Raw genomic sequence first — 25,755 nt, 5'->3', positions numbered from 1 at the left:
ACCCTGAGGAACTCGACGTTTCCGCAGGTGGGAGACGGTTCCCCGGCTTCTGACGGGTCGTATCCGAGCCGCTGTCAACGAGACCCATGTCTCACTTTTGTTCGGAACGGACATTCGACCCGAACTGCCCTCCTACTTCTTCAGTTCGAGCTGCTGGCCTGGATGAATGAGATTCGGATCGGAACCGACGACCTTCTTGTTGTCGTGGTAGATCCGGTGCCAGCCGCCCGGTACGGAGTGCTCCTGCGCGATGGCTGACAGGTTGTCACCGGGGCGCACGGTGTAGTCCTCGGCACGCGGCCCGTGCGCGCGTGCTTCCGCACCACCGCGCGAAGGGTGCTCCGCGTCCGAACGCGGCGGCTGCGCGCGGTGCTTGCCCGTCCCCGCTCCGGCGTCCGCGCCGGTGGCGGTGTCCGCGTCCGCGCTACGGCCCGCGCCCGGGCGCTCGTTGGCGCCGGACGTGCCGCCGGGCGCCGGCGAGTGCGGCGTGCGGGACGGCTCGGCGGACCGGTCGGTGGAACGGGAGGGCGCGGGATCGGTCTTCGGCGCGTCCGGGGTCTTCCCGGAGCTCTTCTCCGGCGCCTGCGCGTCCGTCGCGCTCCGTCCGGTGTCCTCGGCGTCCCGGGCGGCCCGGTCGTCCCGCGTGTCCTGCGCGTCCCGGGCCGGCTTGCGGTGCTTGCCCTTGGAGGCGTCAGAGGTGTCAGAGGTGCCGGAGCTCTCGGAGCTTCCGCTTCCGGACGGGGTCTTCGACGGCGAGCCGGAGGTGGCGGGAGCGGGCTCGTGGGACGACCGGTCGTGGTCCCGCGTGCCGGGCGACGACGACGGCTTGTGCTCCGGTGCCGGGGTGGAGGCGTCGGCGCGCCCCGGGTTCACGTCCGGCGCCGGGCCCTCCTTGGCCAGGTCCGACTTCACGCCGCAGGCGGGCCAGGCGTACGGCCCCTGCTGCTTGAGGATCCGCTCGGCCACGGCGATCTGCTGAGCGCGGCTCGCCTGGTCGGGGCGGGGCGCGAACTCCGTTCCGCCGCTCGACTCCCACATGTCCTGCGTCATCTGGAGCCCGCCGAAGTACCCGTTGCCGGTGTCGGCGCTCCACAGCCCACCGCTCTCGCAGTGGGCGACGCGGTCCCACGTGGGGGCGTCCGCCGCGTCGGCGGTGGTGGCGCCGAGCAGCGGCAGGGCGATTCCCGCACCCGTCACGCCCGCCGCGAGCACGGCGGCGGGAATCTGACGGGGGCGTCGATGTCGACCTTTCCCGGAGAGCATGCGGTCACCTCTCGTGTGGCGGCTGAATATGACCGTCGAACATAGCGACGACCCCCAGCGGTCACAAGCAGGCGCGACTGCGTTCGGGTGACGGTCAAGCGGAGTTGACCTATAGTCATGTGCCCGTGTGCCCGGACTCCGGTTCGAAGGCCACGGGCAGGGTGCGCAGACCGCGCATGATGAGCCCGCCGCGCCACCGCAGTTCCTCGGGATCGACGGAAAGCCGCAGGTCGGGAAGGCGGCGCAGCAGCGTCGCGAGGGCGGTCCGGCCCTCCAGCCGGGCCAGCGGCGCTCCGAGGCAGTAATGGATGCCGTGCCCGTATCCGAGGTGCTGATTGTCACTGCGGGCCAGGTCGAGCGTGTCGGGGTCGGCGAACCGTTCCGGGTCGCGGTCGGCGGCCGCCAGGACGACGAGCACGGGGTCCCCCTCGGCGATGCGCTGTCCGCCGATCGTCAGGTCCTGGGTGGCGAAGCGCCAGGTCGCGAGCTCCACCGGGCCGTCGTAGCGCAGCAGTTCCTCCACGCCGGTGGCGAGCAGCTCCTCGTCCCCCTCGGCGAGGGCGTCCTGGAGCCGCGCGCGCTGTTCCGGGTTGCGCAGCAGGGCGTAGGTGCCGTTGCCGATGAGGTTGACGGTCGTCTCGAAGCCGGCGAAGAGGAGGATGAAGGCCATCGCGGCGGCCTCGTTCTCGGTGAGGTGCTCGCCGTGGTCGCTGGCCCTGATCAGCCCGGAGATCAGGTCGTCACCCAGGTCCTCGCGCTTGCGGTGGATCAGTTCGGCGAGATAGGTGCGCATCCGCTTCACCGAGCGCGCCACCCCGCCGCGCGGTCCGCCGCCGTGCCGGATCATCATCCCCGCCCAGTCCCGGAAGTCGTCCTGGTCCTCCGGGGGGACGCCGAGCATGTCGCAGATGGCGTAGATGGGCAGCGGGAAGGCGAACTCGTGGATGAGGTCCGCCTCGCCCCGGCCGGCGAAGCCGTCGATGAGCCGGTCGGTCAGCTCCTGCACCCGGGGCGCGAACTCCGCTACCCGGCGGGGGGTGAAGGCCTTGGAGACCAGGCGGCGCAGCCGCGTGTGGTCCGGCGGGTCGATGTTGAGCAGGTGCGTCATCAGGTTGGCGCTCCGCTCGCCCGGGATGCCCACCTTGCCCTTGCCGTGGGCGGATTCCGAGTGGTGCACGGGGTTCTTCGACAGCCGCTGGTCGGCGAGCGCCTGCCGGGCGTCGGCGTACCGGGTGACCAGCCAGGCCTCGACGCCGCTGGGCAGCTCGGTGCGGTGCACGGGGGCGTGCTCGCGCAGCCAGGCGTAGGCGGGGTAGGGGTCGCTCGCGAATTCCCAGGTGAAGAGCGGCGGCATGGGAGCGGGGCTGTTGTCGTGCACGCCTCGACGCTACCCGGCCCCTCCGGCGGGGTGCGCCTCCCGTCGTGACGGTGCCCGGTGGCGACCTGGACGAGGCCCGGTGATGACCTGGACGAGGCCCGGTGGTGACCTAGTGGTGCCCGCCCCCGCCGCTGCCGAACGAGCCGCTGCTCCCGGGGTTCCACTTCTTGCGCTCCTCGGAGAGCTCCTCCGGGTGGCTCCCGGGGTTCCGGATCTCGTGCGGGAGCACCCGCTCCCCGGGACCCTCCGTCCGCAGCCGGTCCGCCTCGCGGTGCTCGGTGACGTAGCCGACGACGTCCTCGTCGTCGCTGTGGCCCGGCCCGTGGTCGGGCGAGGTCGGCCCCCGGTCGTGTTCCTGCCGGGTCTGCCACGCCCCCTGCCGCCGCTGCGGCTGGCTCGGCGGTGGTGGCTCCTTGTCGCGCCACCGCTGTCCGAACACGAAGGCCAGGATCAACAGGGCACCGACGCACAGCCCCACGACGAAGGGGGCGATGCCACCGGCCCAGGCGGGCAGGGCGTAAGTGATGTGGTCGCGCATGGAATGCGGGTACCCGGAGGGGACCCCGACAAGACCGCCACTGAGCCGAACGGGTGTACGCCCGCCCCCGGACTACGCCCCGGCGCCGCCCGCCCGCTCCGCCGCGAGGATCGCGTCCCGGTAGGCACGGGCCGCGGCCCGCAGGGCGGTCTCCGGCTCGACGCCCTCCGCCTCGGCGCGCACCGCCATGGCCAGCAGCGCGTAACCGATGCCCTCGCCCGGGGGAACCGCCACGTCGAGGCCCTCGGAGCGGGCCCGGGAGGCCAGCTTCGCGGCGAGGGCGAGCGCCGGCTGGCCCAGCGGCACGCCCTCGGTGACGGAATCGCGCTGCTTCTCCGCCGCCTTGGTCCGGGCCCAGTGCTCCTTGACCTCCTCCGGCGTCAGCGCCGACTCGTCGCCGAAGACGTGCGGGTGCCGGTGGACGAGCTTGTCGACGATGCCGCCGGCCACGTCGTCGATGGCGAACGGCTCGTCCGGGTCGTCCTGGGCGATGCGGGCGTGGAAGACGACCTGGAGCAGTACGTCGCCGAGCTCCTCGCGCAGTGCCTCGCGGTCGCCGGTCTCGATGGCCTCCAGGAGCTCGTACATCTCCTCCAGGCCGTACTTCGCCAGGTCCTCGTGAGTGCGGATGCCGGTCCACGGGCAGGAGCGGCGGATCCGGTCCATGACCTGCACCAGGTCCAGGAGCCGGGCGCCGGGCAGGTCGTAGGAGCCGGGCAGCAGCTCCAGCGCGGGCATCGTCTCCCGGCCCGAGCCCGCGAGCCGGGCCAGCCCGTCGGTCAGCGCGGACTCCCCCGCCGCCGAGGTGATCACGACGACGGTGCGGCCCCCGGCCAGGCAGAAGTCGACGAGCCCACGGGCGTCGGACGCGGCGGCCTCGGCCTCGATCCCGGCCTCCCGGAGATAGGGGAGGACCGGGTGGCCGGGGTCGGCGCACAGCACCCGGTCGGCGGCGTGCAGCGTCTGCCACGCCGGCCAGGACAGCAGTCCGGGGGCGACGCGGTGGCTGGTGGTGAGCAGGACGATACGGCCGGGCGCGGAGTCGTTCACCCTGCCGAGCGTAGGGGACGGGCCGGCGGGAGGGGCCGCTCGGGTGGTGCCTACACCGGGCTCTCGGGGTCGGGGGCGGCGGGCCGCAGCCAGGGCTCCTGCACCGGGCGGGCGGTGCCGCGCTTGGCGTCCCAGGTGCCGTAGCGCGGGTTGATGTCGACGCGCAAGGCCTCGGAGGTCTGCATCAGGACCTGATTGGTGCGCGCGGGGCCCAGCTTGCCGTCGAGCTTGGTGCGCATGAGGTCCATGGACAGCGCCTGGTCGATCTGGTCCGGGGCGATGCCGAGGGCCAGGAAGCGGGCCTGCACGGCGTCGGCGCCGCCGTTGGCCCGCTCGACCTGGAGCCGCTCCTCCTGGAGCTCGTGGCGGCTGACGTCGACGCCGTTGTCGTGGCCGGCCTTCTCGATGATCCGGTACTGGATGAGGCGGATGAGCGTGTCCTGGCCGAGCCGGGCGCTGTTCGCCATCAGCTGCTCGCCCTGGGGGGACGCCTCCTGGGCCTCGCGCACGTCCGCCACCTGGTGCTGGAGCTGTGCGACGGTGATGCGGTCCTGGCCCACGACCGCCGCCGCGCCCGGGTGCGGGGTGGACCCACAGGCGGTGAGAAGGGGGGTCGCGGCCAGCAGGCCGGCGGCCGCGGCGGCGGAGAGCGCCGCCCTCCGGCGGACGCGGGGGATTCGGCGGATGCGGCGGATCGGGCTGGTCATGAAGCCTCCCGGCGGCAGTGATCGTGCGGCGGTGCGTCGATCGACCTGGCGTTGATCGATGGTAGGGAGTCCGTGTGGCCGGGGCCACTGATTCGACCAACGATTCGTCGGGGGACGGGATGCGCGGGACTCCCGTTGCCTCATGAGGCGTCAGGGATGCGGCAGGAGCGGCGGGGAGGAAGCGCTCAGGCCCGTACCTCGCCGAGCCGGCGGAGGGTCTGCCGTATCTCCACGGGGAGCGGGTGGTGCGGGCCGTGCAGCCGCTCCGCGTCGAGGAGCAGCGCGACGAGAGCGTCGTGCGCCGCCTGCCGGTCGCCGAGGGTGAGCAGCAGATGGCCCATGCGCCGGCGGATCTCGAACGGGGTGGCGGGGTCCTCCGGGTCGTTCTCGAAACGCGGCAGCAGGTCGCGGTACTCGTTGAGCGCGCCGACCGCCTCGCCCAGTTGCTCCAGGCACTGGGCGGCGTCGTAGCGGAGGCGGAGCACCTGGCGTGCGGCGTGGGGGCCGGTCTCGGCGGCGTACTCGTCGACGAGTCGGCGCAGCTCGGGCAGGGCCCGGCGGTACTGGCCGTCGTCCATGAGCGTGGCCGCGTACTGCTTGCGCAGGCTGCGGACGATCCCGGAGCGCTCGCCGTGCTGGGCCGCGGCGGCCGGGAGGATGGCGCCGAGGAGGTCGACGGCCTGGGTGACGCCGCCCTGGTCGAGCAGGCGCTTGACCTCTTCGACGGCCTGGGCGACATCGGGCCCGGCGGAGGGGGCCGGCGCGGGTGCCGACGGCAGTACGGGCGTCGGCGCCGGGACGCGGGCGGGCACGGGGGCCTGCTCGGGGACGGGGACGGGCACCGATCTGTCGGGCCAGGGGGCGTGCGGCAGCAGGAAGGGGCGCGTGGGGTTCATGGGGCCGACGGGCCCTCCGCCGGGGGCGGCGGTGGATCCGGTCGTCGCCCGGCCGGGGGCGGGCAGCAGCGGCGCGAGCGCCTCGTAGACCTCCAGGGCGTCGACGGGCCGCTCCTGCGGATCCTTGGCCAGCAGACGCAGCACCAGCTCCTCGAGCGCCGGCGGCACCTCGGGGCGGATCCGGCGCACCGGGAGCGGCGGCTCGTAGAGGTGGCGGTGCAGCACCCCGAGCGCCGTCGAGCCGGCGAACGGCACGTCGCCGCTGAGCAGTTCGTGCAGCACGACGCCGAGGGCGTACAGGTCGGTGAACGGGCCGACGGCTCCGCCCATGGCCTGCTCGGGTGCCATGTAGGCGGGGCTGCCGATGGGCGAGCCGGTCCGGGTGAGCCGGGTGGTGTCGGCGTCGAGGACGGAGGCCACACCGAGGTCGAGGACGAGCACCGAGCCGTCGGGGCGCACCATCACATTCCGCGGCTTGAGGTCGCGGTGGATGATCGGCACCGCGTGCACCGCGGCGAGCACCGAACACAGCTGCGCGGCGACGGACATCGCCCACGGCCAGGGGTAAGGATCGTGCTCGGCCAGATGGTCGGCGAGGTCGGCGCCGTCGACGTACTGCATCACCAGGTAGAGGTCGTCCCCGTCGCTGCCCGCATCGTGGACGGTGACCAGGCCGCGGTGGTCGACCTGGGCGGTGACCCGGCACTCGCGGACGAAGCGGCGGCGGAGCTCGTCGGCGCCGTCCTCGGTACCCGCCATCCGGTCGGGGCGCAGCAGCTTCACCGCGACGCGGCGGTCCAGCCGCTGGTCGTAGCCGGTCCATACCTGGCCCATGCCGCCCTGGCCGATGACGGTGGCCAGGGCGTAACGACCGGCGATGACGCGTCCGTTCACCGTTCCCGCTCCCCTTGCTCCCCGGCCTCCTTGCGCAGGAGGTCACTCAACTCGTCCAGCTCCGCCCGCACCTGACGGATCCGCTCCGGCGACCGGTGCGCGGCGGCCCGCGTCAGCTGCTCACCGGGCCCCTGCGGCGTCCCCGCCCGGGAACCTTCGTACGGCTCCCGGGCCATCTGCGGCGTGGATATGTGGGGCGGCGCGGGCGAGGCCATGGCGGGCGGGGCGACGGCCGGTGCACCGGCGGAGGGCTGGGTCACGCCCGGCGGGGTCATGTACGGGTTCGGCTGCGGGGTCGGCAGTGTCGCTCCGCCGTACGGCTGCTGGGCATGGGGCGGAGGGCAGGCCCCGGCGGGCGGCGCCGGCGGGTATCCGTAGCCGGAGGGGACGAAGGCGGGCGCCGGGGGAAGCCGCCTGGCCCCGGGCTCCTTGTGGTACCGGATGTCGGCCATCAGATAGGCGGTGATGGTGAGCGCCCCCAGGAGCAGCAGGGCACCGACACCGACGTTCGACGAGACGCTGTCCTTCGGCGATTCGCCGACCCAGGCGAGGAGGCCGAACGAGACGATCAGCGTCCCCCAGAACAGCACCCAGTCCTGTGCTCTGCGCCGGACGATCGCGGTCCTCAGCATCGGTACCCAGCTGAGGATGCAGAGCGAGCACAGGGTGATGGCGACGACGATCACCCGGATGGTGACGACCATCGCCCTGTTGGTGCGGTGCGGCTGCGGCTGTCCGGGCTCGGGGCCGGGGCCATACATGGCTGCTCCTCGGATGCGGGGTGTGATCAGGGCCTGACTACCGACCTCCGAAAGTTCGCGAGGGTTGTACGCTCAGGGCCGCCGCCGCGGAATGTCACATCCGCGCCGTGCCGGCCGCCGCGGGCCCCGCCCTCACTCGGGGCGAACACTTCCGTCCGTGAGCCCGTCGTACAACCCCTGTATCAGGTGGCCCCCCAGACGCTCCGTCACACGCAGCGCCTCCTCGAACTCGGCCAGCGCCCGGAAGCGGGCACCGTAACGGCGCTGGTCCGCGAGCGGCAGCCGGGGTACCTGGAGCCGGCGCACGTCGAGCCGGGTCGCGGTGGACGCGTAGCTGCTGGCCTGACGCTGGTTGGCGGTACCGCGCAGGAACCCGGCGAGGAACCAGGGGTCGATGGCCGCAGGATCCGGTCGCAGCAGGAACAGCCCCCGGCCCAGCGCCGCCCCTGCTGTGGCCTCGTCGATCACGCGGGCCACGGTGACGTCGCCGAGCACCGGCACGACGACGTCGCCGGCCTCGACCTGCACCGGGTCTTCCGCGAGGCCCTCGGGCAGCACCCCGGAGGGGGCGAGGCCGGCCTTGACGTCGTAGTCGGTGAGCACGGGCGGCGCATCCGCCCCGGCCGCGGTGCCGGGGCCGCCGGCGCGCATGACCAGGGCTCCGGCACGGGCGAGTTCACCGACGGTGGTGGTCGGCCAGCGGGCACCGTCGGCGGGCCCGCCGGGCACAGCGGGGGCGAGCTCCGCGGCCCTCCCCAGGGCGACGGTGAGCCGGTCGTGGACCGCGGCCAGGTCGGCGGCACCGCCGGAGGTGGCCGGCGGGGGGAGATGCCGGGCCGGGGCCAGGTCGACGTCGTCGTCGAGCAGGTCGATGACCGGCAGCGAGCGGTGCCGCCCCGGCTTCTCCTCGACCGTGCCGGAGCGGTCGAAGTCCTGCCATGCCTCCAGCACGGCGGAGCTGACGGCCTGCCAGGGCAGCTTGTCCCGACCGGCGGGGGCGAGGTCGGCGGCGTCGACGAGGAGGAGCTGCGGCGCGGGGGACGTCTGGGCGCCGGGGCGGCGCAGGACCCATACGTGCAGGGGGATGCCGTACGGCGGGGCGGCGCCGGCCGGCAGGGCGATCACCGCCCGTAGCGCGCCGCGCCGCAGCAGGTCGGCCCGGATGCGGCGGCCCGAGCGGCGGGAGGCCGTCGCGGGCGGCATCAGCAGGACGGCGGTGCCGCCCTCACGCAACCGGGACAGGGCGTGCTGGACCCAGGCGAGCTCCGACTCGGTGCGGGCCGGGAAGCCGTACTCCCACCGAGGGTCGTAGGCGAGCTCCTCGTGGCCCCAGTTGCGCTCGTTGAACGGCGGGTGGCACAGGACCGTGTCGGCGGCCACGTCGGTGAAGGCGTCCGCGCGCAGGCTGTCGCCGGCGCGCACGCGCACCAGCGCGTCGGAGTGCAGGGCGAGGCGCAGGGCGGTGAGCGCCGCCAGGTCGGCGTCGGCCTCCTGGCCGAGGACCGACAGCCCGGCCACGGAGCCGGACGGGCCGGCCGCACTCAGCAGGCTGCCGGTGCCGCACGCGGGGTCGAGGACCGTGCGCGGGCGCCGGGGCTCGGCGGCGCCCCGGCCGAGGGCGGCCATGAGCTCGGCCGCGCCGGGCGGAGTGAGGGAGTACTGCCGGGGGTTGGCGTCGAGGTGACGGCCGAGGAGGAACTCGTAGGCCTGCGCGGCACCGCGCGCCGAGGCCAGCTCGGCGGCGCCGCGCACGAGCGCGGAGGAAACGGCGAGTTCGGCGGGGGTGGGGAGGGGGACGACGTGGTCCTCCCCGAGGCGGGCGGCCAGCGCCGCTTCGAGGGCCGTGGGCAGGGCCTCGGCGAGCCCGAGGTCGGAGAGCTCCGCGAGCTCCAGCCACGTCGTCGGCCGGTCGCGGACCAGGAGGAGCACGGACCCGGCGTAGCGCAGGGCCGTCACGGCGCCGGCCGGGTGCCCGGCGAGGTGCTGCCAGACACGCTCGCGGAGCGGCACCTCGGCGATCTTGCCCTGGTGCCGCAGCCACTGCTCGACGTCGCCGAGGTAGAAGGTCGGGCTCGTCTCGGTGCCCCCGACGGGCTGGGGGAAGTCGGCGTGCCGCCGGCGCCAGTTACTGACCGCCGCGCGGCCCACTCCGGCCAGCCGGGCGATCCCCGCCGCGGTCACCTCCGCCGCACTGTCCGTCACCTGACTCCCCTCCCTCTGCGTCGCACACCGCGTCTCCGATGTGGTGACGAGCATACCCCCGCACCCTCCACCAACCGCTTCACAGTCGTGAACTCACCCCATCTCGTGAATCTCGTTGACCCGGTTCACAGAGTCTGCTGTCATTGACTCATCGATTCACGGAACTCGTAGTGAGGGGTGTCCCATGCATCAGCAGGCCCAGCAGCACCGGCAGAAGCAGCGGAACTGGTTCGCCCGGCACAAGGTGCTCACCGGCGCGGGAGCGCTTGTCCTCGTCGTGGGCATCGGCGCCGCCGTCGCGCCCGGTGGGAGCGACGGGGAAGACGGCGGGAGCAAGGCCTCCGACCGCGTCGTGACCTCCTCGGACGCGGGAGGCGCCGCACAGGGCGGCAAGAGCGGAGGCGGAAAGGAGGGGAAGAGCCGGAAGGCCGGCCTCTCCGGCAACGGCACCTTCCGGGTCGGCTCCGACGTCAAGCCCGGCACCTACCGCAGCGTGGGCAACAAGGAGGACGACAACTGCTACTGGGAGCGGGCCAAGGACTCCAAGGGCGACCCGGACTCGATCATCGCCAACGACAATGTCATCGGGTCCAGCTACGTGACGATCGCCACCGGTGACAAGGTGTTCAAGACCCACGGCTGCAAGGGCTGGGAGCGCGTCCCGGAGAAGAAGAGCGGTACGCCCAGGACCTCGGCTCCGGGCAACGGGATGTACCGCGTGGGTGTCGACATACCTCCCGGTACCTATACCTCCGCGGACAACAAGGCGGACGGCAACTGCTACTGGGAGCGCGCCAAGGACGCCCTGCACGGGATCGACTCGATCGAGGCCAATGAGAACGTCACCGGAAACGGCCTGGTGACGATCACCCCGCAGGACGCCTACTTCAAGACCAGCGGCTGCACCACCTGGAAGAAGACGGGCTGAGCCGCTCCACGGCGACGGCCCCCCACGGGCAACGGCGTCATTCCCCTCCGGTGGTTCCGCGTATCTTTTCGACAGTCGCCCACAGACCAGAAGAAGCAGGCGGAGGAAAGGACCACCCCATGGACTCGGCCGCAGCCGCAGTCTCGGCACCGGGCCCGAGCGCGGCCGGCACCCAGGTCGGGAGCCGCACCACCTGGCAGAAGGCCCTGCGGGCGCCACGGCTCGATCCCTACTGGCTGGCGGGGACGCTGTTCGTCCTCTACGCCACCCTGTCGGTCACCCGGCATCTGCGGATGCTGACCATGTCCTGGGACCTGGGTATCTTCGAGCAGGCCATCCGGACCTACGCACACCTCCAGACGCCCGTCGCCGACCTCAAGGGCCCCGGGACCAACATCCTCGGCGACCACTTCAGCCCGGTCACCGCACTCCTCGCCCCCTTCTACAGGCTCTTCCCCGGCCCCGTCACCCTCCTCATCGCCCAGGCCGCGCTGTTCGCACTGTCCGCCGTGCCCGTCACCCGGCTCGCCGCCGGGAAGCTGGGCCGGGCCCGGGGGCTGGCGATAGGTGTCGCCTACGGGTTCTCGTGGGGCGTGCAACGCGCTGTGGACTTCGACTTCCACGAGATAGCGTTCGCCGTGCCGCTCCTGGCCTTCTCCCTGGAGGCCGTGGTCAACCGGCGCTGGCGGACCGCCGCATGGTGGGCACTGCCCCTCGTCCTGGTCAAGGAGGACCTGGGGGTCACCGTCGCCGCGATCGGCGTGGCGATCCTGGTCTCCCTGCGCCGCACCGGCCGCGATCCCCGCGCGATGCGTCTGGCCTGCGGGCTCGTCGCCATCGGCCTCGCCGCCACCGCCCTGACCCTGACCGTGGCCATCCCGGCCTTCAACAACACCGGCTCCTACGACTACTGGCAGAAGCTCGACGGCGAGGGCCCCGCCCCCACCATCCCGCTGCTGACGGCACTGCGCACCCTGCTGTGGATACTGCTGCCGACCACCGGCCTGCTGGCCCTGCGCTCCCCGGTGCTGATCGCCGCCGTGCCGACCGTCGCCTGGCGCTTCGTCTCCCACGACGACCACTACTGGGGCACGGACTGGCACTACAACGCCGTCCTGATGCCGATCGTCTTCGTGGCACTGACCGACGCGCTCGCCAAAGCGCACCACAGCCCGCGCGCCTGGCTGCGCAGATACGCCGGGCAGCTGCCGGCCGCAGTGGCCGGGGCGGCGCTCGCGTTCAGCGCGGCCCTGCCGCTGTACGGCCTGACCGAGCCCGCCACCTACCGAATACCCGAGAGCGTCCGGGCCACCGAGCGGCTGCTGCAGCGCATACCCGACGGCGCCACCGTCGAGGCATCGGACGTGGCCTCCATAAGCCGCCTCACCAGTCGTTGCCGGGTCTTCTGGATCGGCGACACCCGGGGCATCGAGCCCGACTACCTGGTCGAGCGCGTCGGCGACGGCAGGGCCGCCAAGGATCTGGCGGCGGATGCCGAGCGGATGCATCCGAACACCCGCTACGAGATGTTCGGCGCCGAGGGCGCCACCGTGGTGCTCAAGCGGGTCGCCCCCGCGTGAGCACCACGGCACCGCCCCCAGCAGTGGGACCGCGATGCGGGCCCGCAGCCGGGGCCCGGGCGTGACCCGTGATGGCGCGACCCGTGATACGGGGCGCTATGGAGCCGCGCACGGCGCGAACCGGGCGCGACTGGGTCAGCCGGGTCTGCCGGGTCAGCCGGGTCAGCCGGGTCAGCCGGGTCAGCCGCCGAGGATCGTGGTGAGGAACTCGCCCGTCCACGCCAGGAGTTCCCGGCCGACCAGCGGCTTGCCGCCGATGGGACGGGTCGCCGGGCGGGGCACCAGGATCTGCTGCGTGGCCGGTTTCATGACCGTCCGCGGGTAGAGCCGCTTGAGCCTCAGCTCCTGCGACTCGCGCAGTTCCACCGGGCCGAAGCGGACGTTGGAGCCCTGGAGGGTGATGTCGGTGACCCCGCAGGCGCGGGCGAGCATACGCAGACCCGCGACGAGCAGCAGGTTCTCCACCGGCTCGGGGAGCTTGCCGTAGCGGTCGGTCAGCTCCTCGCGGACGGCCTTGATGTCCTCCTCGCTGTTGGCGGAGGCAATGGCCCGGTAGGCCTGGAGGCGCAGCCGCTCGCCCGGCGCGTAGTCGTGCGGGACGTGCGCGTCCACCGGGAGTTCGATCTTGACCTCGAGCGGCGGGGGCTCCTCCGCTCCGCCGGCCTCCAGCGAGGCCCGGTAGTCGGCCACGGCCTCGCCGACCATGCGGATGTAGAGGTCGAAGCCGACGCCGGCGATGTGTCCGGACTGCTCGCCGCCCAGGAGGTTGCCCGCGCCGCGGATCTCCAGGTCCTTCATTGCCACGTACATGCCCGCGCCCATCTCGGTGTGCTGGGCGATGGTGGCCAGGCGCTCGTGCGCGGTCTCGGTGAGCGGCTTCTCCGGCGGGTAGAGGAAGTAGGCGTAGCCGCGCTCACGGCTGCGGCCGACCCGGCCGCGCAGCTGGTGCAGCTGCGACAACCCGAAGTTGTCGCCGCGCTCGACGATGAGGGTGTTGGCGTTGGAGATGTCGATGCCCGACTCGACGATCGTCGTCGAGACCAGCACGTCGAACTTCTTCTCCCAGAAGTCGACCACGACCTGCTCCAGCGCGGACTCCGACATCTGGCCGTGCGCGGTGGCGATCCGGGCCTCGGGCACGATCTCCCGCAGCCGGGCCGCCGCCCGGTCGATGGACTCGACCCGGTTGTGGATGTAGAAGACCTGGCCCTCGCGGAGCAGTTCGCGCCGGATCGCGGCGCCGATCTGCTTCTGGTCGTACGGCCCGACGAAGGTCAGCACCGGGTGGCGCTCCTCCGGCGGGGTGGTGATCGTCGACATCTCGCGGATGCCGGTGACCGCCATCTCCAGCGTCCGGGGGATCGGGGTGGCCGACATGGTGAGCACGTCGACGTTTGCCCGCAGCTTCTTCAGCTGCTCCTTGTGCTCGACGCCGAAGCGCTGCTCCTCGTCGACGATGACCAGGCCCAGGTCCTTGAACTTGGTCTCCGAGGAGAAGAGGCGGTGCGTGCCGATGACGATGTCGACCGAGCCCTCGCGCAGGCCCTCCAGCGCGCCCTTGGCCTCGGTGTCGGTCTGGAAGCGGGAGAGCGCCTTGACCACGACGGGGAACTGCGCGTACCGCTCGGAGAAGGTGCCGAAGTGCTGCTGCACCAGCAGCGTGGTGGGCACCAGCACCGCGACCTGCTTGCCGTCCTGCACCGCCTTGAAGGCCGCGCGGACCGCGATCTCCGTCTTGCCGTAGCCGACGTCGCCGCAGACCAGGCGGTCCATGGGGACGGACTTCTCCATGTCCTCCTTGACCTCGGCGATGGTGGTGAGCTGGTCGGGCGTCTCCGCGTACGGGAAGGCGTCCTCCAGTTCCCGCTGCCAGGGTGTGTCCGGCCCGAAGGAATGGCCCGGGGCGGCCATCCGCGCCGAGTAGAGCTTGATCAGATCGGCGGCGATCTCCTTGACGGCCTTCTTGGCGCGCGCCTTGGTCTTCGTCCAGTCCGCGCCGCCGAGCCGGTGCAGCGTGGGGGCCTCGCCGCCCACGTACTTGGTGACCTGCTCCAGCTGGTCGGTGGGGATGTAGAGGCGGTCGCCGGGCTGGCCGCGCTTGGCCGGCGCGTACTCGACGAGCAGGTACTCGCGGGTGGCGCCCTGGACGGTGCGCTGGACCATCTCGATGTAGCGGCCCACGCCGTGCTGCTCGTGCACGATGTAGTCGCCGGCCTGGAGGGTCAGCGGGTCGATGGACTTGCGGCGGCGGGCCGGCATCCGGCCCATGTCCTTGCTCGCGGACTTCTGGCCGGAGAGGTCCGTCTCCGTGAGGACGGCGATCTTCAGCCCCGGGTCGACGAAGCCGTTGTCCAGGCTCGCGCAGGAGACGTGCACCAGGGACGGGGAGAAGTCGTCGAGCCCGGCGTCGAGCCTGGCGGGGATGCCCTCGCCGCCGAGCACCTCGACGGTGCGGGCGGCCGGTCCGTGCCCCTCGGTGACGAACAGCGTCCGCCAGCCGTCGGCCAGCCAGCCCTTGGTGTCGGCCAGGGCACGGGCGGTGTCGCCGCGGTAGCTCTCGGGGGCGTGCATGCCGAGCTTGAGGGTGTCCGAGTCGCCCTCCTCGTCGGCCGCACCGAATCCGATGTCGCCAGAGGCGAACGGCGTGACGGACCACCACATCGTGCCCAGTTCACGGGCCCGGTCGCGGACGTCGGCGATGCTCCACAGCGAGGCGGCGTCCACGTCGATGGGCGCCTCGCCGCCGCCGGCGGTGGCCGCCCACGACGCCTGGAGGAACTCCTGCGAGGTGGCCACCAGATCGGCCGCGCGGGTGCGCACCCGCTCCGGGTCGCAGACCACGGCCATGCTGCCGGCCGGCAGGACGTCGAGCAGCAGCTCCATGTCGTCCACCAGCACGGGCGCCAGGGACTCCATGCCCTCGACGGCGATGCCCTCGGCGATCTTCCCCAGCAGTTCGCCGAGCTCCGGGTGGTCCTCGGCGAGGGCCGCCGCGCGCTCCCGCACCTCGTCGGTCAGCAGCAGCTCACGGCAGGGCGGGGCCCACAGGCCGTGCTCCGCGACCTCCAGGGAGCGCTGGTCGGCGACCTTGAAGTAACGGATCTCCTCGACGTCGTCGCCCCAGAACTCCACGCGCAGCGGGTGCTCCTCGGTGGGCGGGAAGACGTCCAGGATGCCGCCGCGCACGGCGAACTCGCCGCGCTTCTCGACCAGCTCGACCCGGGCGTACGCGGCGGCGGCCAGCGCCTCGGTGACATCGCCGAGGTCGGCGCTCCGTCCGCTGCGCAGGCTGACCGGCTCCAGGTCGCCGAGCCCCTTGACCTGCGGCTGGAGGACCGAACGGACGGGCGCGACGACCACGCTGACCGGTCCGGCCGCCGGGTCGTCCGGGCTCGGGTGGGCCAGGCGGCGCAGCACGGCGAGGCGGCGGCCGACCGTGTCCGAGCGCGGGGAGAGCCGCTCGTGAGGCAGGGTCTCCCAGGACGGGTACTCCACGATCCCGTCCGGCGGCAGCAGATCGCGCAGGGCGGCGGCCAGGTCCTCGGCCTCACGGCCGGTGGCGGTGACAGCGAGCACGGGCCGCCCGGTGCGGGCGAGTGCCGCGACGGCGAAGGGGCGGGCGGCGGGAGGGCCGACGAGGTCGACGTGCGGCCGGTTGCCGTCGGCCGCGGCCTTCACCGCTTCGGCGAGCGCCGGATCGTTGACGACGGCGTCGAGCAGACCGTGCAGGCTCATGGAGGGCTTCCCGTCCAGGGTTGGGCGCAAGTGGACAACGCGAACGGCCCGACGCGTGGGGTGTACGGGTCGGGTGTCCCACCAGCGTACGACGGTCGGGGGGGCGGTGCGGGGGCGTTGGGGGGTGGGGAGGTTTGCCCCCCGGCCCTCCCTTTCACCGTTTCTCCCGGGGCTCCGCCCCTCGGCCCGAACCGCCCTCCGGGCGGTGGCGGGGGCTCCGCCCCCTGCACCCCCACCGGGGCTCCGCCCCTGGACCCCCTTTTCGGGGCTGCGCCCCTGCCCCCGCAACCGCGCTCCGCGCGGTTGCCCTCAAGCGCCGGACGGGCTGGAATCGCGGCTCCGCCGCTCGTCCTCGAACTCCCCGGAGGGGGCGACCCCCAGGCGGGCCGAATTCCGCCCCCGCCGAAGTTCGGCCCGGGCCAAGCCCCAAACAGGCCGAGCCCCCGAAAAGCCGGGCGCACAGCCCAAGGGCCCGGACGCGCACCCCCGTGGCGCGTCCGGGCCCTCGTTTCCCTCCCCCCGTTCCTCTCCTCCTCCGGAATCAGTCCGTCGCGCGGAATCAGTCCGTCGCGATCGCGTTCAGGACGTTCATCCGGCCCGCCCGGAAGGCCGGGACCAGGGCGGCCAGGAGGCCGACCAGGGCGGAGCCGAGGAAGACGGTGACGATCGTGGGCCAGGGGATGTCCAGCACCCCGAGTCCCTCCAGCGCCAGCAGTTTCTGGGCCGTCGCTCCCCAGGCCAGACCCAGGCCCAGGCCCAGCAGGGCGCCGAAGAGCGCGATCACCACCGACTCCAGGCGGATCATGCGGCGCAGCTGGCGGCGGGAGAGGCCGATGGCGCGCATCAGGCCGATCTCCCGGGTGCGCTCGACGACCGAGAGGGCGAGGGTGTTCACGACGCCCAGGACCGCCACGACGATCGCCAGGGCCAGCAGGCCGTAGATCATGTTGAGCAGCTGGCCGACCTGGTCCTTGATCAGCTCCTTGTAGTCGGCCTGGTCGCGGACCTTGAGCTGCGGGTAGTCCTTCAGCGCCGCCTTCAGCGCGGCGGCGGCCTCGTCGGCCTGCCCGTCCTGGGCCTTGGCCAGCATCATCAGCGGCGGCGGCATCTTGTCGGCTGGCAGGTACTGCCGGGCCGTGGCGATGCCCGTGTACATCGCGCCCTTGTCGATGCTGGTGTCGTCCGAGGTGATCGCGCCGACCTTCAGCCGTGCCGTGCGTCCGTCCGTCATGGCGACGGTCAGCCGGTCGCCGACCTTGATGCCGTGCTCCTCGGCGTAGCCCTCGGGGACGGACATGGCGTCCTTGCCGTAGGCGGCGGAGAGCTTGCCCGCCACCGTCCCGGCGCGCACGTCCTCGGCGTAGCTCGGGCTCGCGGCGGAGATCCGCTGGTCGCCCGCCTTGCCGTCGGGGGTGGTGATCCGGGCCCGGACGACGGCGTACTCGGTGACGTGCTCGACGTGGTCCGCGGACTTCACGGCCCTGACCATGGCCGGGGTGAGCGGCCCGTTGTTGCCGTCGATGATGAAGTCCGCGCCGACGGACCTGTCGAGCTGTTCGGTGGCCGAGGCGACCATCGAGGAGCCGACCACCGACAGGGCGGCGACCAGCGCGAGGCCGATCATCAGGGCCGAGGCCGTGGCGCCCGTACGCCGCGGGTTGCGCAGCGCGTTGCGCTCGGCGAGGCGGCCGACCGGTCCGAAGACCCGCAGGACGACCGCGCCGAGGACGCGCACGACGAAACCGGCGAGCAGCGGGCCGACGACGACGAAGCCGACCAGGGTGAGCAGGACGCCCGGCGCGAGCAGGCCGGAGCCGCCGGACGCGTCGTCCGCTCCGCCCGCCGCCACCAGGGCGGCCGCGCCGGCGCCGGTGAGCACCAGGCCGATGGCGGTCCGTACCTTGCCGGCCTTGGCGTCGGCGGGGTTGCCCGCGTCGCGCAGGGCCGCCATCGGGGAGATCTTCCCGGCCCGGCGGGCGGGCAGGTACGCGGCGAGGACGGTGACGACCACGCCGACCGCGAGGCCGACGAGCGGGGTGGTGGGCTTGACGGTCAGTTCGCCGAGGTCGAGCTTCACCCCCAGGGATCCCATGAGCTCCATGAGTCCCACGGCCAGCGCGATGCCGCCGCCGATGCCCAGGACCGAGCCGACGACGCCGAGCAGCAGGGCCTCGGTCAGCACGGACCGGTTGACCTGACGGCGGCTCGAACCGATGGCCCGCATCAGCCCGATCTCCCGGGTGCGCTGGGCGACCAGCATGGAGAAGGTGTTGACGATCAGGAAGACGCCGACCAGGACGGCGATGCCGGCGAAGCCGAGCAGCGCGTACTTCAGCACGTCGAGGACGGAGCCGAAGTCCTTCTCGTTCTCCTCCTTGGTCTCGGCGGCGGTGCGGACGGTGTAGTCGGTGCCGATGGCCGCGGTGACGTCCTTCTTGAGCCGGTCGTGCGTGACGCCGGACGCGGCGGTCAGCCCGAAGCCCGTATAGGCGCCGGAGGTGCCGAGCAGCTTGGCCTGCGCGGTCGGGGTGTCGAAGTAGAGGACGGCCGCACCGGGGTTGGTGGTCCGGTAGGTGACGATGCCGACGACCCGTACGGAGAAGTCACCGGGCGCGGTCGTCACCCGGAGCGTGTCGCCCATCTTCACGTGATGCTTGTCGGCGGTGTCCTTGTCGAGGACGACCTCGCCGGCGCCGTGCGGCTCGTGGCCGCTGGTGATCTCGACGGACTTCTTCTGGCCCTCGTGCCAGTTGACGCCCACCGTGGGAGCACCGGAGGAGGGGCTCAGGCTCTCGTTCTCCTTGGCGCTGGAGACGGCGAGCTGCTGGCTGGAGACCAGCGGCTCGACCTTGGCCGCGCCCGGCACCTTCGCCAGCCGGCCGGCCAGCGACGCGGGGAGCGTCTGCGGCGTGCCGGTCTCCTGGGCGCGGTCGTTCTTCTTCGGGCCGACGCCGACGTCGGAGGCGGTGGCGCCGAAGAGCTTGTCGAAGGTGGCGCTCATGGTGTCGGTGAACACCAGGGTCCCGCAGACGAACGCCACCGAGAGCAGGACCGCGACGGCGGACAGCGCCATGCGGCCCTTGTGCGCGAGGACGTTGCGCAGGGAGGTCTTGAGGACGGTCACGACACCCGTCCGCGGGCGTCGAAGTCGGCGGGGGTCCGGGGGCCGCTCCCCGGAATGAAGCGCAGCATGCGCTCCAGGACCATGTCGGCCGTGGGCTGGTGCATCTCGTCCACGATCCGGCCGTCGGCGAGGTAGAGGACGCGGTCGGCGTACGAGGCGGCGACCGCGTCGTGGGTGACCATCACAATGGTCTGGCCGAGCTCGTCCACCGAGCGGCGCAGGAAGCCGAGGACCTCGGCGCCGGAGCGGGAGTCGAGGTTGCCGGTCGGCTCGTCGCCGAAGATGATCTCGGGCCGGGCTCCAGGGCGTTGAGCGTCGGCAGCAGGTTGAACGCCTGGAAGATAAAGCCGATCCGGTCGCGGCGGAGCTGGGTGAGCTTCTTGTCCTTGAGACCGGAGATCTCGGTCTCGTCGATCCAGATCTGACCCGAGGTCACGGTGTCGAGTCCGGCCAGGCAGTGCATGAGGGTCGACTTGCCGGAGCCCGAGGGGCCCATGATCGCCGTGAAGCGGCCGCGGGCGATGTCCACATCCACGTGGTCCAGGGCGGTGACGCGGGTCTCGCCCGAGCCGTACGCCTTGACCACCTGCCGGGCCCTCGCCGCGACGGCGACCTGTCCCCCGCTGCCCCCGGTCCTGGGTATCGATACGGCCGTCGTCACGTGAGCTCTCCCGTTGGTGTCCTGATGCGCTGAACTGCGCCTTCCAGCCTGCTTGTCGCGCAGGGCCGGCGCGATGGGGCCCGGTGGTGTCTTCGGGGTGGGGCCAGCCCCACCCATGTCCTCCGGCTGCCTTCAACGAGCCTAGGAGCGGCGGACCGCCGCCCCCTCCTGCTGCGGGACGAACCGCGGCACCGGGGACGTACGGGCCGACCCCTAAGGGGCACGGCATCCCATGTCCGTTATGTCCCAGGGTCATCAGCCGTCACCCATGGGGTCTTTGATGCGCCCGAAAACAGTGGGAAAGGAGGGAAATGGCCGAACCGCGTTCCCCTCCGGGGGAACGCACGGCGAAGAAACCGTGAAGCACGTCCCGGGGCAAGACAATTGGGGCTTGAGGGAATTAGTGTTCGGGGTTATGGCCGAGGGGGGCGTCCGACGACCTCCCTGCGGACGGCCGCAGGTCTCCCGAGGAAGCAGCCCCAGTGAAGATACTTCGTACGCGCGCTGCCAGCGTCTCCCGACAGGGACTGTGCACTGCTCTGCTCGTCGCCAGCCTGACGGCCGCGGTCGCCGGCGCCAGCCCCCCGCACCCCAAGGCCAACGCCGAGGATCCCGCACCCGGGCCCGGCAATCCGCAGAGCCTGCCGCACGGCTCACCGAACCTGGCCCTGCCCGACCTCGTCCCGCCGCCGGGCTCCGGCAAGCCCGGCCCCGGCGGCCCGGGGAGCAAGGAGGAGGTCAAGGGCATCCCCGCAACGGCCCTGGCCGCCTACAAGAACGCGGAGAGATACGCGAAGGAGCAGTGGCCGGACTGCAACGTGTCCTGGGAACTCATCGCCGCCATCGGCAAGGTGGAGTCCGAGCACGGTGCCATGGGCGGCGGCCTGCGCCCCGACGGATCCACCGAGAAGGCCATCATCGGGCCCCGGCTGACGGGCGAGAAGTTCGCGCTCGTCCGCGACACGGACGGGGGGCGCTGGGACGGCGACACCCAGTACGACCACGCCATCGGGCCCATGCAGTTCATCCCGTCCACCTGGGCCTCCTACAGCGCGGACGGCCGGGGCACCGGGCAGAAGGACCCCAACAACATCTTCGACGCGGCGGCCGGCACGGCGCGCTATCTGTGCGCGGGCGGCCTGGACCTGAGCAAGCAGGCCGACCTGGAGAAGGCCGTCCTGCGCTACAACGCCTCGCGCGAGTACCTCAACAGCGTGGTCGCGTGGATGAACGCGTACCGCAACGGGGAGGGGGGCGCGATCCCCGAGCCGAGCGGCTCGACGCCGTACCCGGGGAGTACGCCCCGGCCGACGCGGCCGGTGCCGACGGCGCCGGGGACGCCGGGGACGACGCCGCCCGCCAAGACGCCGCCCTCGACTCGGCCGGAGCGGCCGGGCGACGCGCAGAAGCCGGGCGGCGACCGGGACAAGTCCCCGGCCCCGGGCAAGTCCCCGGACCGGCAGAAGCCCGGGGACAAGGACAAGCCGGGGGACAAGGGCAAGCCCACGCCCACTCCGCCGGCCCGGGCCGCCCGGCTCGACCGGGTCGATGACGAGGAGCTGACCGCGACGGTCGGCGGGACGTTCAAGCAGAGCCCGAGCGTGCGGGCCTTCACCGCCGACGGCAAGGCTGCCCCCCGGGGCACCCGCATCCGCTTCGAGATCATCGGTAAGACCGAGGCCCGCTTCCCGGACGGCACTCGGACAGCCTCCGTCGTCACCGGCCAGGGCGGCCTCGCCACGGCGAAGAAGATCAGCGCGGGTGACAAGCCGGGCGACTTCACCATCCGTGCCGCCGTCGAAGGACTCGACCTCAAGCCCGTCTACTTCGACGCGACGGTCGAGGCGCCGCGGGCCGCTCGCTTCGCGGCGGTGGGCGGTGACCTGAAGCTCACCAAGGGCACCTCCGCCAAGGAAAAGACCGTGGCCAAGGCGTACGACGCCGACGGCAAGCCCGTGGCCGGGGTCAAGGTCACCGTCACGGTGCTGAAGAACGGCCAGCAGGCCGGTACCGGCCCCTACTTCGGCGTCAAGGACGGCAAGCAAATCCGTACGACGACCGTCACGACCGACGCGGACGGTCTGGTCACGCTGAAGGAGCTGTTCGCGGGCGACCAGGACGGCACGTTCAACCTGATGCTGTCCACCGACGGCGACAAGCCCACCGTCCTCCCCCTGAAGCTGACCGTGGACAAGGACAAGGACAAGCCCACCACCCCGGGCAGTCCCGGCACGAAGCCCACGCCCACGGGCCAGGCCACGGCCAAGAGCAAGCCCACTCCCACGTCCAGCCGCTGATCCCGGCCCCGTCCCGTCCGCCCCGCCGGCGGGCGGGACGGTGCGTGCGGCCGGGCGGATCAGTCGCCCAGCGCCGGGTCCTCCGCCACCGGCTTGCCCGTCAACGCGGCCAGGCTGTGCCGGACATGGGCCATGTGCGAACGCAACTCCTCGCGCCGCTCCTCGTGTTCGCGGAGCACCCGCTCGGTCTCCCGGGCGATCCGCTCCTCGCGCACCCGGGCCTGGGCGATCAGCGAGGCCGCCTGCGCCTCCGCGTCCTCCTGGCCGTGCCGTGCCGCCTCCTCGGCGTCCGCGTAACGGCGCTGGGCCTCGCTCAGCGTGGAGCGGGCGTACTCCTCCATCGCCGCCACCCGGGCGTCCAGCGCGGCCTCGCGCTCGGCGGCCTCGCGGCCCGCCACGTCCCAGCGCTCGGCCTGGTCCTTCTCCTGGTCGGCGAGCATCGCGGCGGTCCGCTCGCGCATCTCCTGGAGCATGCGCACCGAGTCCGCGCGCCGCTGCTTGGCCTCCTGGCGGGCCGTCGCCCGCAGGTCGTCCGCCACCGACTGGGCCGCCAGCTGCGCCTGCCGGGCCCACTCCTCGGCCTCGGCCCGGACCTCCACCTGGTACTCGTGCGCCGCGTCGCGCACCTTGCGGCCGTGGACGCCCGCCGCGTCGTGCATCTCGGCGGCCTCGGCCTCGGCCCGCTCCCGCAGCCCCAGAGCCTCCGCCTCCGCCGTCGTCACCAGCCCCTGGGCGCGCGCGCCCAGCGTCTCGTACGTCTGCGGGGGCAACTGCGTGACCACCTGCGCCAGGCGCTGGACCTCGTCCTCCATCTCGCGCTGGAGGACCGTCAGCCGCGCGGCACGCTCCCACGCCGAGTCGCGCTGCCGCGCGAACTCGGCGAGGGCCCGGTCCACCTGGTCAGGCCGGTAGCCGCGGCCTCGTACGACAGTGAAACCGTCAGGAGACACCGATGCACTCATGCTTGTAGCCCCTTATTCCGGAAACCCGGTATGCGACGCGGTCAGGCGCACATCATTCCCGTACGGGAGAAGTGCCCGAAACGCGACACTCCGCCCGTCTCTGCTGTCAAGGATGCGCCAACCGGCAGCGCGGGGCGCTAGAAGAGACCGTCCCACATCTGCTCCAGCAGCACCGCCCACCAGTTCTCGGGCGAGGCCAGGGCCGCCGGGTCGAGCGCCGCGAGCTGGTCCTGGAAGTCCACGGTCCAGCGCCCGGCCTGTTCCGGAGTCAGACCGTAGCGCCAGCGCCACATCCGGCCGAGCAACGCCAAAGAGCGTACAAACTGAGGAAGGCTCGTGTTGACGAACTGCGGTGCCACGGACCGCCCGTCCGGGGCCGCCTCCAGCGGCACGGCCACGATGTGCGCCGTGCCGTACTGCACGCACAGCTGACGGCCGAAGTCGCTGCCCATCACCAGGTACGAACCGGCGTCCGGCGCCGGCTGGACCCCGCGCTCCAGCGCCAGCTCCGCCAGCGTCGGCACCGGGCGGCCCGGCTGCGCCTGCGCCCAGAAGAACGGGCCGAAGTCGCCCGGCAGGCCCGCCCACACCAGGGTCTGCGCGACCACGTCCGGCACGCCCTGGCGCGAGACCGCGCGCTGGTCGAAGCGGAAGACGCCCTGCGGGCCGAAGGAGTCCATGAGTTCCCGGCCGACGGCGTCCGGGGCGAGGGGCGGGGCCGGGCTCACCTGGTGCGGCTGCGGCGGCGGCACCCGGTTCGGCGCCGGCCGTGCCGGGCCGCCCGCCACCTGGTGCAGTTCGCCCTGGTGCTCCACCAGGTGCCGCACGCCCTGCTGACGGGTGGCGTGGTCGCGGCCGTACGGGGCGGTGTGGCTGACGCGCACCTGCGGCCAGGTCTCGCGGACCATCCGGGCGCAGTAACCGCCCGGCACGTCGCACGACTCCAGCTCCGTGTGCAGCTCCAGCACCTGCTGCGGCGGCACGTTGAGCGACCGCAGCTCGTGCAGGATCTGCCACTCCGGGTGCGGCGCGCCGAGCGCGCTGCGGCGGATGATCTGCTGCTCCGACCCGTCCTGCGCGCGGTAGCGCAGGACGGCCATGTAGCCCGGGCCCACGGTCGGCACGCCGGCCGGGGGCTGCGGGTAACCGTAGGCGCCGGACGCCTGCGGTGCGCCGGGAGTGCCCGGGGTGCCGGGGCTCGCGAACACCGTGGCCGCCCCGTGCACGCCGGCGCCCGGAGCGCCCGGCGCCGCGGAGGCGCCCGGAGCGGCGGACGGTTGGGCGCCCGGGGCGCTCGGTGCACCGGGAGCACCCGCGGGTTGCGGGGCGGACGCACCGGGACCGCCGACGGCGCCCGGAACACCCGGCGCGCCAGGGGCGGCGGGCGGTTGCACCCCGGGGCGGCCGGGGACGCCGGGGGGCGCGGGAGCGGCGGGTGCGCCGGGGGTATCAGGGTTCGCGAATACGGTCGCGGCGTGGTGGACCCCGCCGCCGGGGGTGCCCGGCGCCGCGGGAGGGGCGGCCGGGGGCTGCCCGGGGGCTGCGGGCACCCCGGCTGGCGGGGTGCCGGGGGCCGCGGGAGCGGCCGGAACGCCGGCGGCGGGCGTGCCGGGCGCACCAGGAGTACCCGGGACGGGCGGCCGGTCCAGCGTGTCCGGCGTCGCCAGGACCGTCGCGGCGTAGACGGGCGAGGGCCCCGGCGAGCTCGAAGTCGCACCGGGAACAGGCGGGTTGGAGGTCCCCGGCCCGGCCGGGGGCACGGGCGGCATCGCCGGGGCGGCCGGCGGCGCGGGGCGCTCCGGGTCCTCGACGGCCGGCGCGATCGCCGTTCGCGGCAGCGAACTGCCGCCGGGCATCAGCTCGGTACGGGCCTCCGCCGACACTCCGGGCGGGGGCACGTCGTCGGCGTCGGAGCCGGACAGCGCGGGCGCGAGGACGGTCGCGGGCAGGCCGATGGAAGCTTCCCCGCCGCCGTCCACGTCCGCGTCCGCGGGGTCCGCGTCGGGCCAGGCGGAGGCGTCCGTCCGCGCGGGCACCGACCGGCCTGACGTACCGAAGGAGCCGACGGACTCCGGCGGTGTACCGGGCATGCCCGAACTGCCCGCAGAAGCCGAAGAGTCGACAGAAGCCGCAGATGCCTCCGGGACGCCCGAAGGCGCCGCCGGAGACCCCCCGGCCGCCGGGACGTCCGCAGCACCCGGCGCACCTGGGGCACCCGGCGAGCTCGCGAAGCCCGACGACACGGTGGAAGCACCGGGACCACCGAGGCCACCGGAAGCACCGGGACCGCCAGGGACACCGGAACCGCCGGGGGCACCGACCCCGCCGGAAAGGGATTCCGGGGACGCCGGACCGGACGCGGAGGCGGGCGACGCGCCCTCCTCCTTCTTCCGGTCCGGTATCCCCATCGCGTCCGCCGCGTCCTGGAGCCACTGCGGCGGGCTCAGCAGGAAGGACGTCGCCTCCAGGTCCAGCCGTCGCGGCGGGGTGTCCGCCGCCGGTGCCGGTTCTTCCACCGCTCCGTACTCCTCCTCGTACCGCCGGATCACCTCGCCCACCGGCAGTCCCGGCCACAGCGTGGTCTCCCCGCTGTCCCGGGCGATCACCAGCCGGGTGCGCGCGCCGTCCGCCGCCGCCACGCCCTCGCGGTCCTCGGCCCAGGCCACGAAGCCCAGGCCGAACTCCCGCACCTTCACCTCGCGGTGCAGATACGCCGGCACGTCTCCGTTGACCCAGCGCTCCGCGCGCTCCTGGGCCTGCGCGAAGGTCACCACCGCGC

Annotated in this window: 15 protein-coding genes and 1 pseudogene; 3 read left to right on the top strand and 13 right to left on the bottom strand. The window is 73.2% G+C overall.

The annotated features are described in order from the left end of the window. Positions 1-132: 132 nt before the first annotated feature. From I5Q34_RS35515 to I5Q34_RS14220, 8 genes are all read right to left on the bottom strand, one after another. Positions 133-1,212, bottom strand: a complete 1,080-nt coding sequence (locus I5Q34_RS35515; protein ID WP_307811677.1) for a transglycosylase family protein — start codon at positions 1,210-1,212, stop codon at positions 133-135. 166 nt (positions 1,213-1,378) lie between these two features. Continuing rightward, complete coding sequence (locus tag I5Q34_RS14250; RefSeq protein WP_199892957.1) at positions 1,379-2,617, bottom strand: cytochrome P450; 1,239 nt, start codon at positions 2,615-2,617, stop codon at positions 1,379-1,381. Between the two features lie 133 nt (positions 2,618-2,750). Beyond that, the gene (locus I5Q34_RS14245; RefSeq protein WP_199892541.1) at positions 2,751-3,179 is read right to left on the bottom strand and encodes a DUF6479 family protein; all 429 of its coding nucleotides are present in this window, start codon (positions 3,177-3,179) and stop codon (positions 2,751-2,753) included. A 72-nt stretch (positions 3,180-3,251) separates the two neighbouring features. Next, positions 3,252-4,229 (bottom strand): nucleoside triphosphate pyrophosphohydrolase, encoded by a 978-nt coding sequence (locus I5Q34_RS14240; protein WP_199892540.1) that lies wholly within the window; start codon positions 4,227-4,229, stop codon positions 3,252-3,254. A gap of 50 nt (positions 4,230-4,279) precedes the next feature. Further along, entirely contained in the window at positions 4,280-4,936 is a 657-nt protein-coding gene (locus I5Q34_RS14235) for a SurA N-terminal domain-containing protein (RefSeq protein WP_199892539.1), read from the bottom strand. A 185-nt stretch (positions 4,937-5,121) separates the two neighbouring features. Further along, a complete protein-coding gene (locus I5Q34_RS14230; RefSeq protein ID WP_199892538.1) occupies positions 5,122-6,726 on the bottom strand; it encodes a serine/threonine-protein kinase in 1,605 nt (534 codons plus the stop codon). Further along, entirely contained in the window at positions 6,723-7,487 is a 765-nt protein-coding gene (locus tag I5Q34_RS14225; RefSeq protein ID WP_199892537.1) for a hypothetical protein, read from the bottom strand. Before I5Q34_RS14225 ends, I5Q34_RS14230 begins: the two co-directional genes overlap by 4 nt. 132 nt (positions 7,488-7,619) lie before the next feature. Then, entirely contained in the window at positions 7,620-9,689 is a 2,070-nt protein-coding gene (locus I5Q34_RS14220) for an N-6 DNA methylase (protein WP_277965267.1), read from the bottom strand. Between the two features lie 184 nt (positions 9,690-9,873). Here I5Q34_RS14220 and I5Q34_RS14215 point away from each other — a divergent pair, with 184 nt between their 5' ends. Both I5Q34_RS14215 and I5Q34_RS14210 read left to right on the top strand, forming a co-directional pair. Beyond that, positions 9,874-10,617 (top strand): hypothetical protein, encoded by a 744-nt coding sequence (locus tag I5Q34_RS14215; RefSeq protein WP_199892535.1) that lies wholly within the window; start codon positions 9,874-9,876, stop codon positions 10,615-10,617. 119 nt (positions 10,618-10,736) lie between these two features. Next, entirely contained in the window at positions 10,737-12,197 is a 1,461-nt protein-coding gene (locus I5Q34_RS14210) for a DUF2079 domain-containing protein (protein ID WP_199892534.1), read from the top strand. A gap of 180 nt (positions 12,198-12,377) precedes the next feature. Here I5Q34_RS14210 and mfd read toward each other — a convergent pair whose 3' ends face one another. From mfd to I5Q34_RS14195, 3 genes and pseudogenes are all read right to left on the bottom strand, one after another. Then, positions 12,378-15,932, bottom strand: coding sequence for a transcription-repair coupling factor (gene mfd / locus I5Q34_RS14205; protein ID WP_199892533.1), 3,555 nt, complete (start codon positions 15,930-15,932; stop codon positions 12,378-12,380). 559 nt (positions 15,933-16,491) lie between these two features. After that, a complete protein-coding gene (locus I5Q34_RS14200) occupies positions 16,492-19,056 on the bottom strand; it encodes an ABC transporter permease (protein WP_199892532.1) in 2,565 nt (854 codons plus the stop codon). Next, positions 19,053-19,717 (bottom strand): annotated as a pseudogene (locus I5Q34_RS14195) (ABC transporter ATP-binding protein). The gene I5Q34_RS14200 and the pseudogene I5Q34_RS14195 overlap by 4 nt, the downstream one beginning before the upstream one ends. Before the next feature lie 482 nt (positions 19,718-20,199). Between I5Q34_RS14195 and I5Q34_RS14190 the strand changes: the two are divergent. After that, positions 20,200-22,014, top strand: a complete 1,815-nt coding sequence (locus tag I5Q34_RS14190) for a lytic transglycosylase domain-containing protein (RefSeq protein WP_199892531.1) — start codon at positions 20,200-20,202, stop codon at positions 22,012-22,014. Positions 22,015-22,073: 59 nt separating this feature from the next. Here I5Q34_RS14190 and I5Q34_RS14185 read toward each other — a convergent pair whose 3' ends face one another. Beyond that, on the bottom strand, positions 22,074-22,976 hold the full coding sequence (locus I5Q34_RS14185; RefSeq protein ID WP_199892530.1) for a cellulose-binding protein: 903 nt from the start codon (positions 22,974-22,976) through the stop codon (positions 22,074-22,076). A 137-nt stretch (positions 22,977-23,113) separates the two neighbouring features. Next, on the bottom strand, positions 23,114-25,750 hold the full coding sequence (locus tag I5Q34_RS14180) for an SUKH-4 family immunity protein (protein ID WP_199892956.1): 2,637 nt from the start codon (positions 25,748-25,750) through the stop codon (positions 23,114-23,116). Positions 25,751-25,755: the final 5 nt, after the last annotated feature.

Source organism: Streptomyces sp. AV19 (assembly GCF_015999245.1).
Lineage (GTDB): Bacteria > Actinomycetota > Actinomycetes > Streptomycetales > Streptomycetaceae > Streptomyces.
This window is presented reverse-complemented; position numbering and strand designations above follow the sequence as displayed.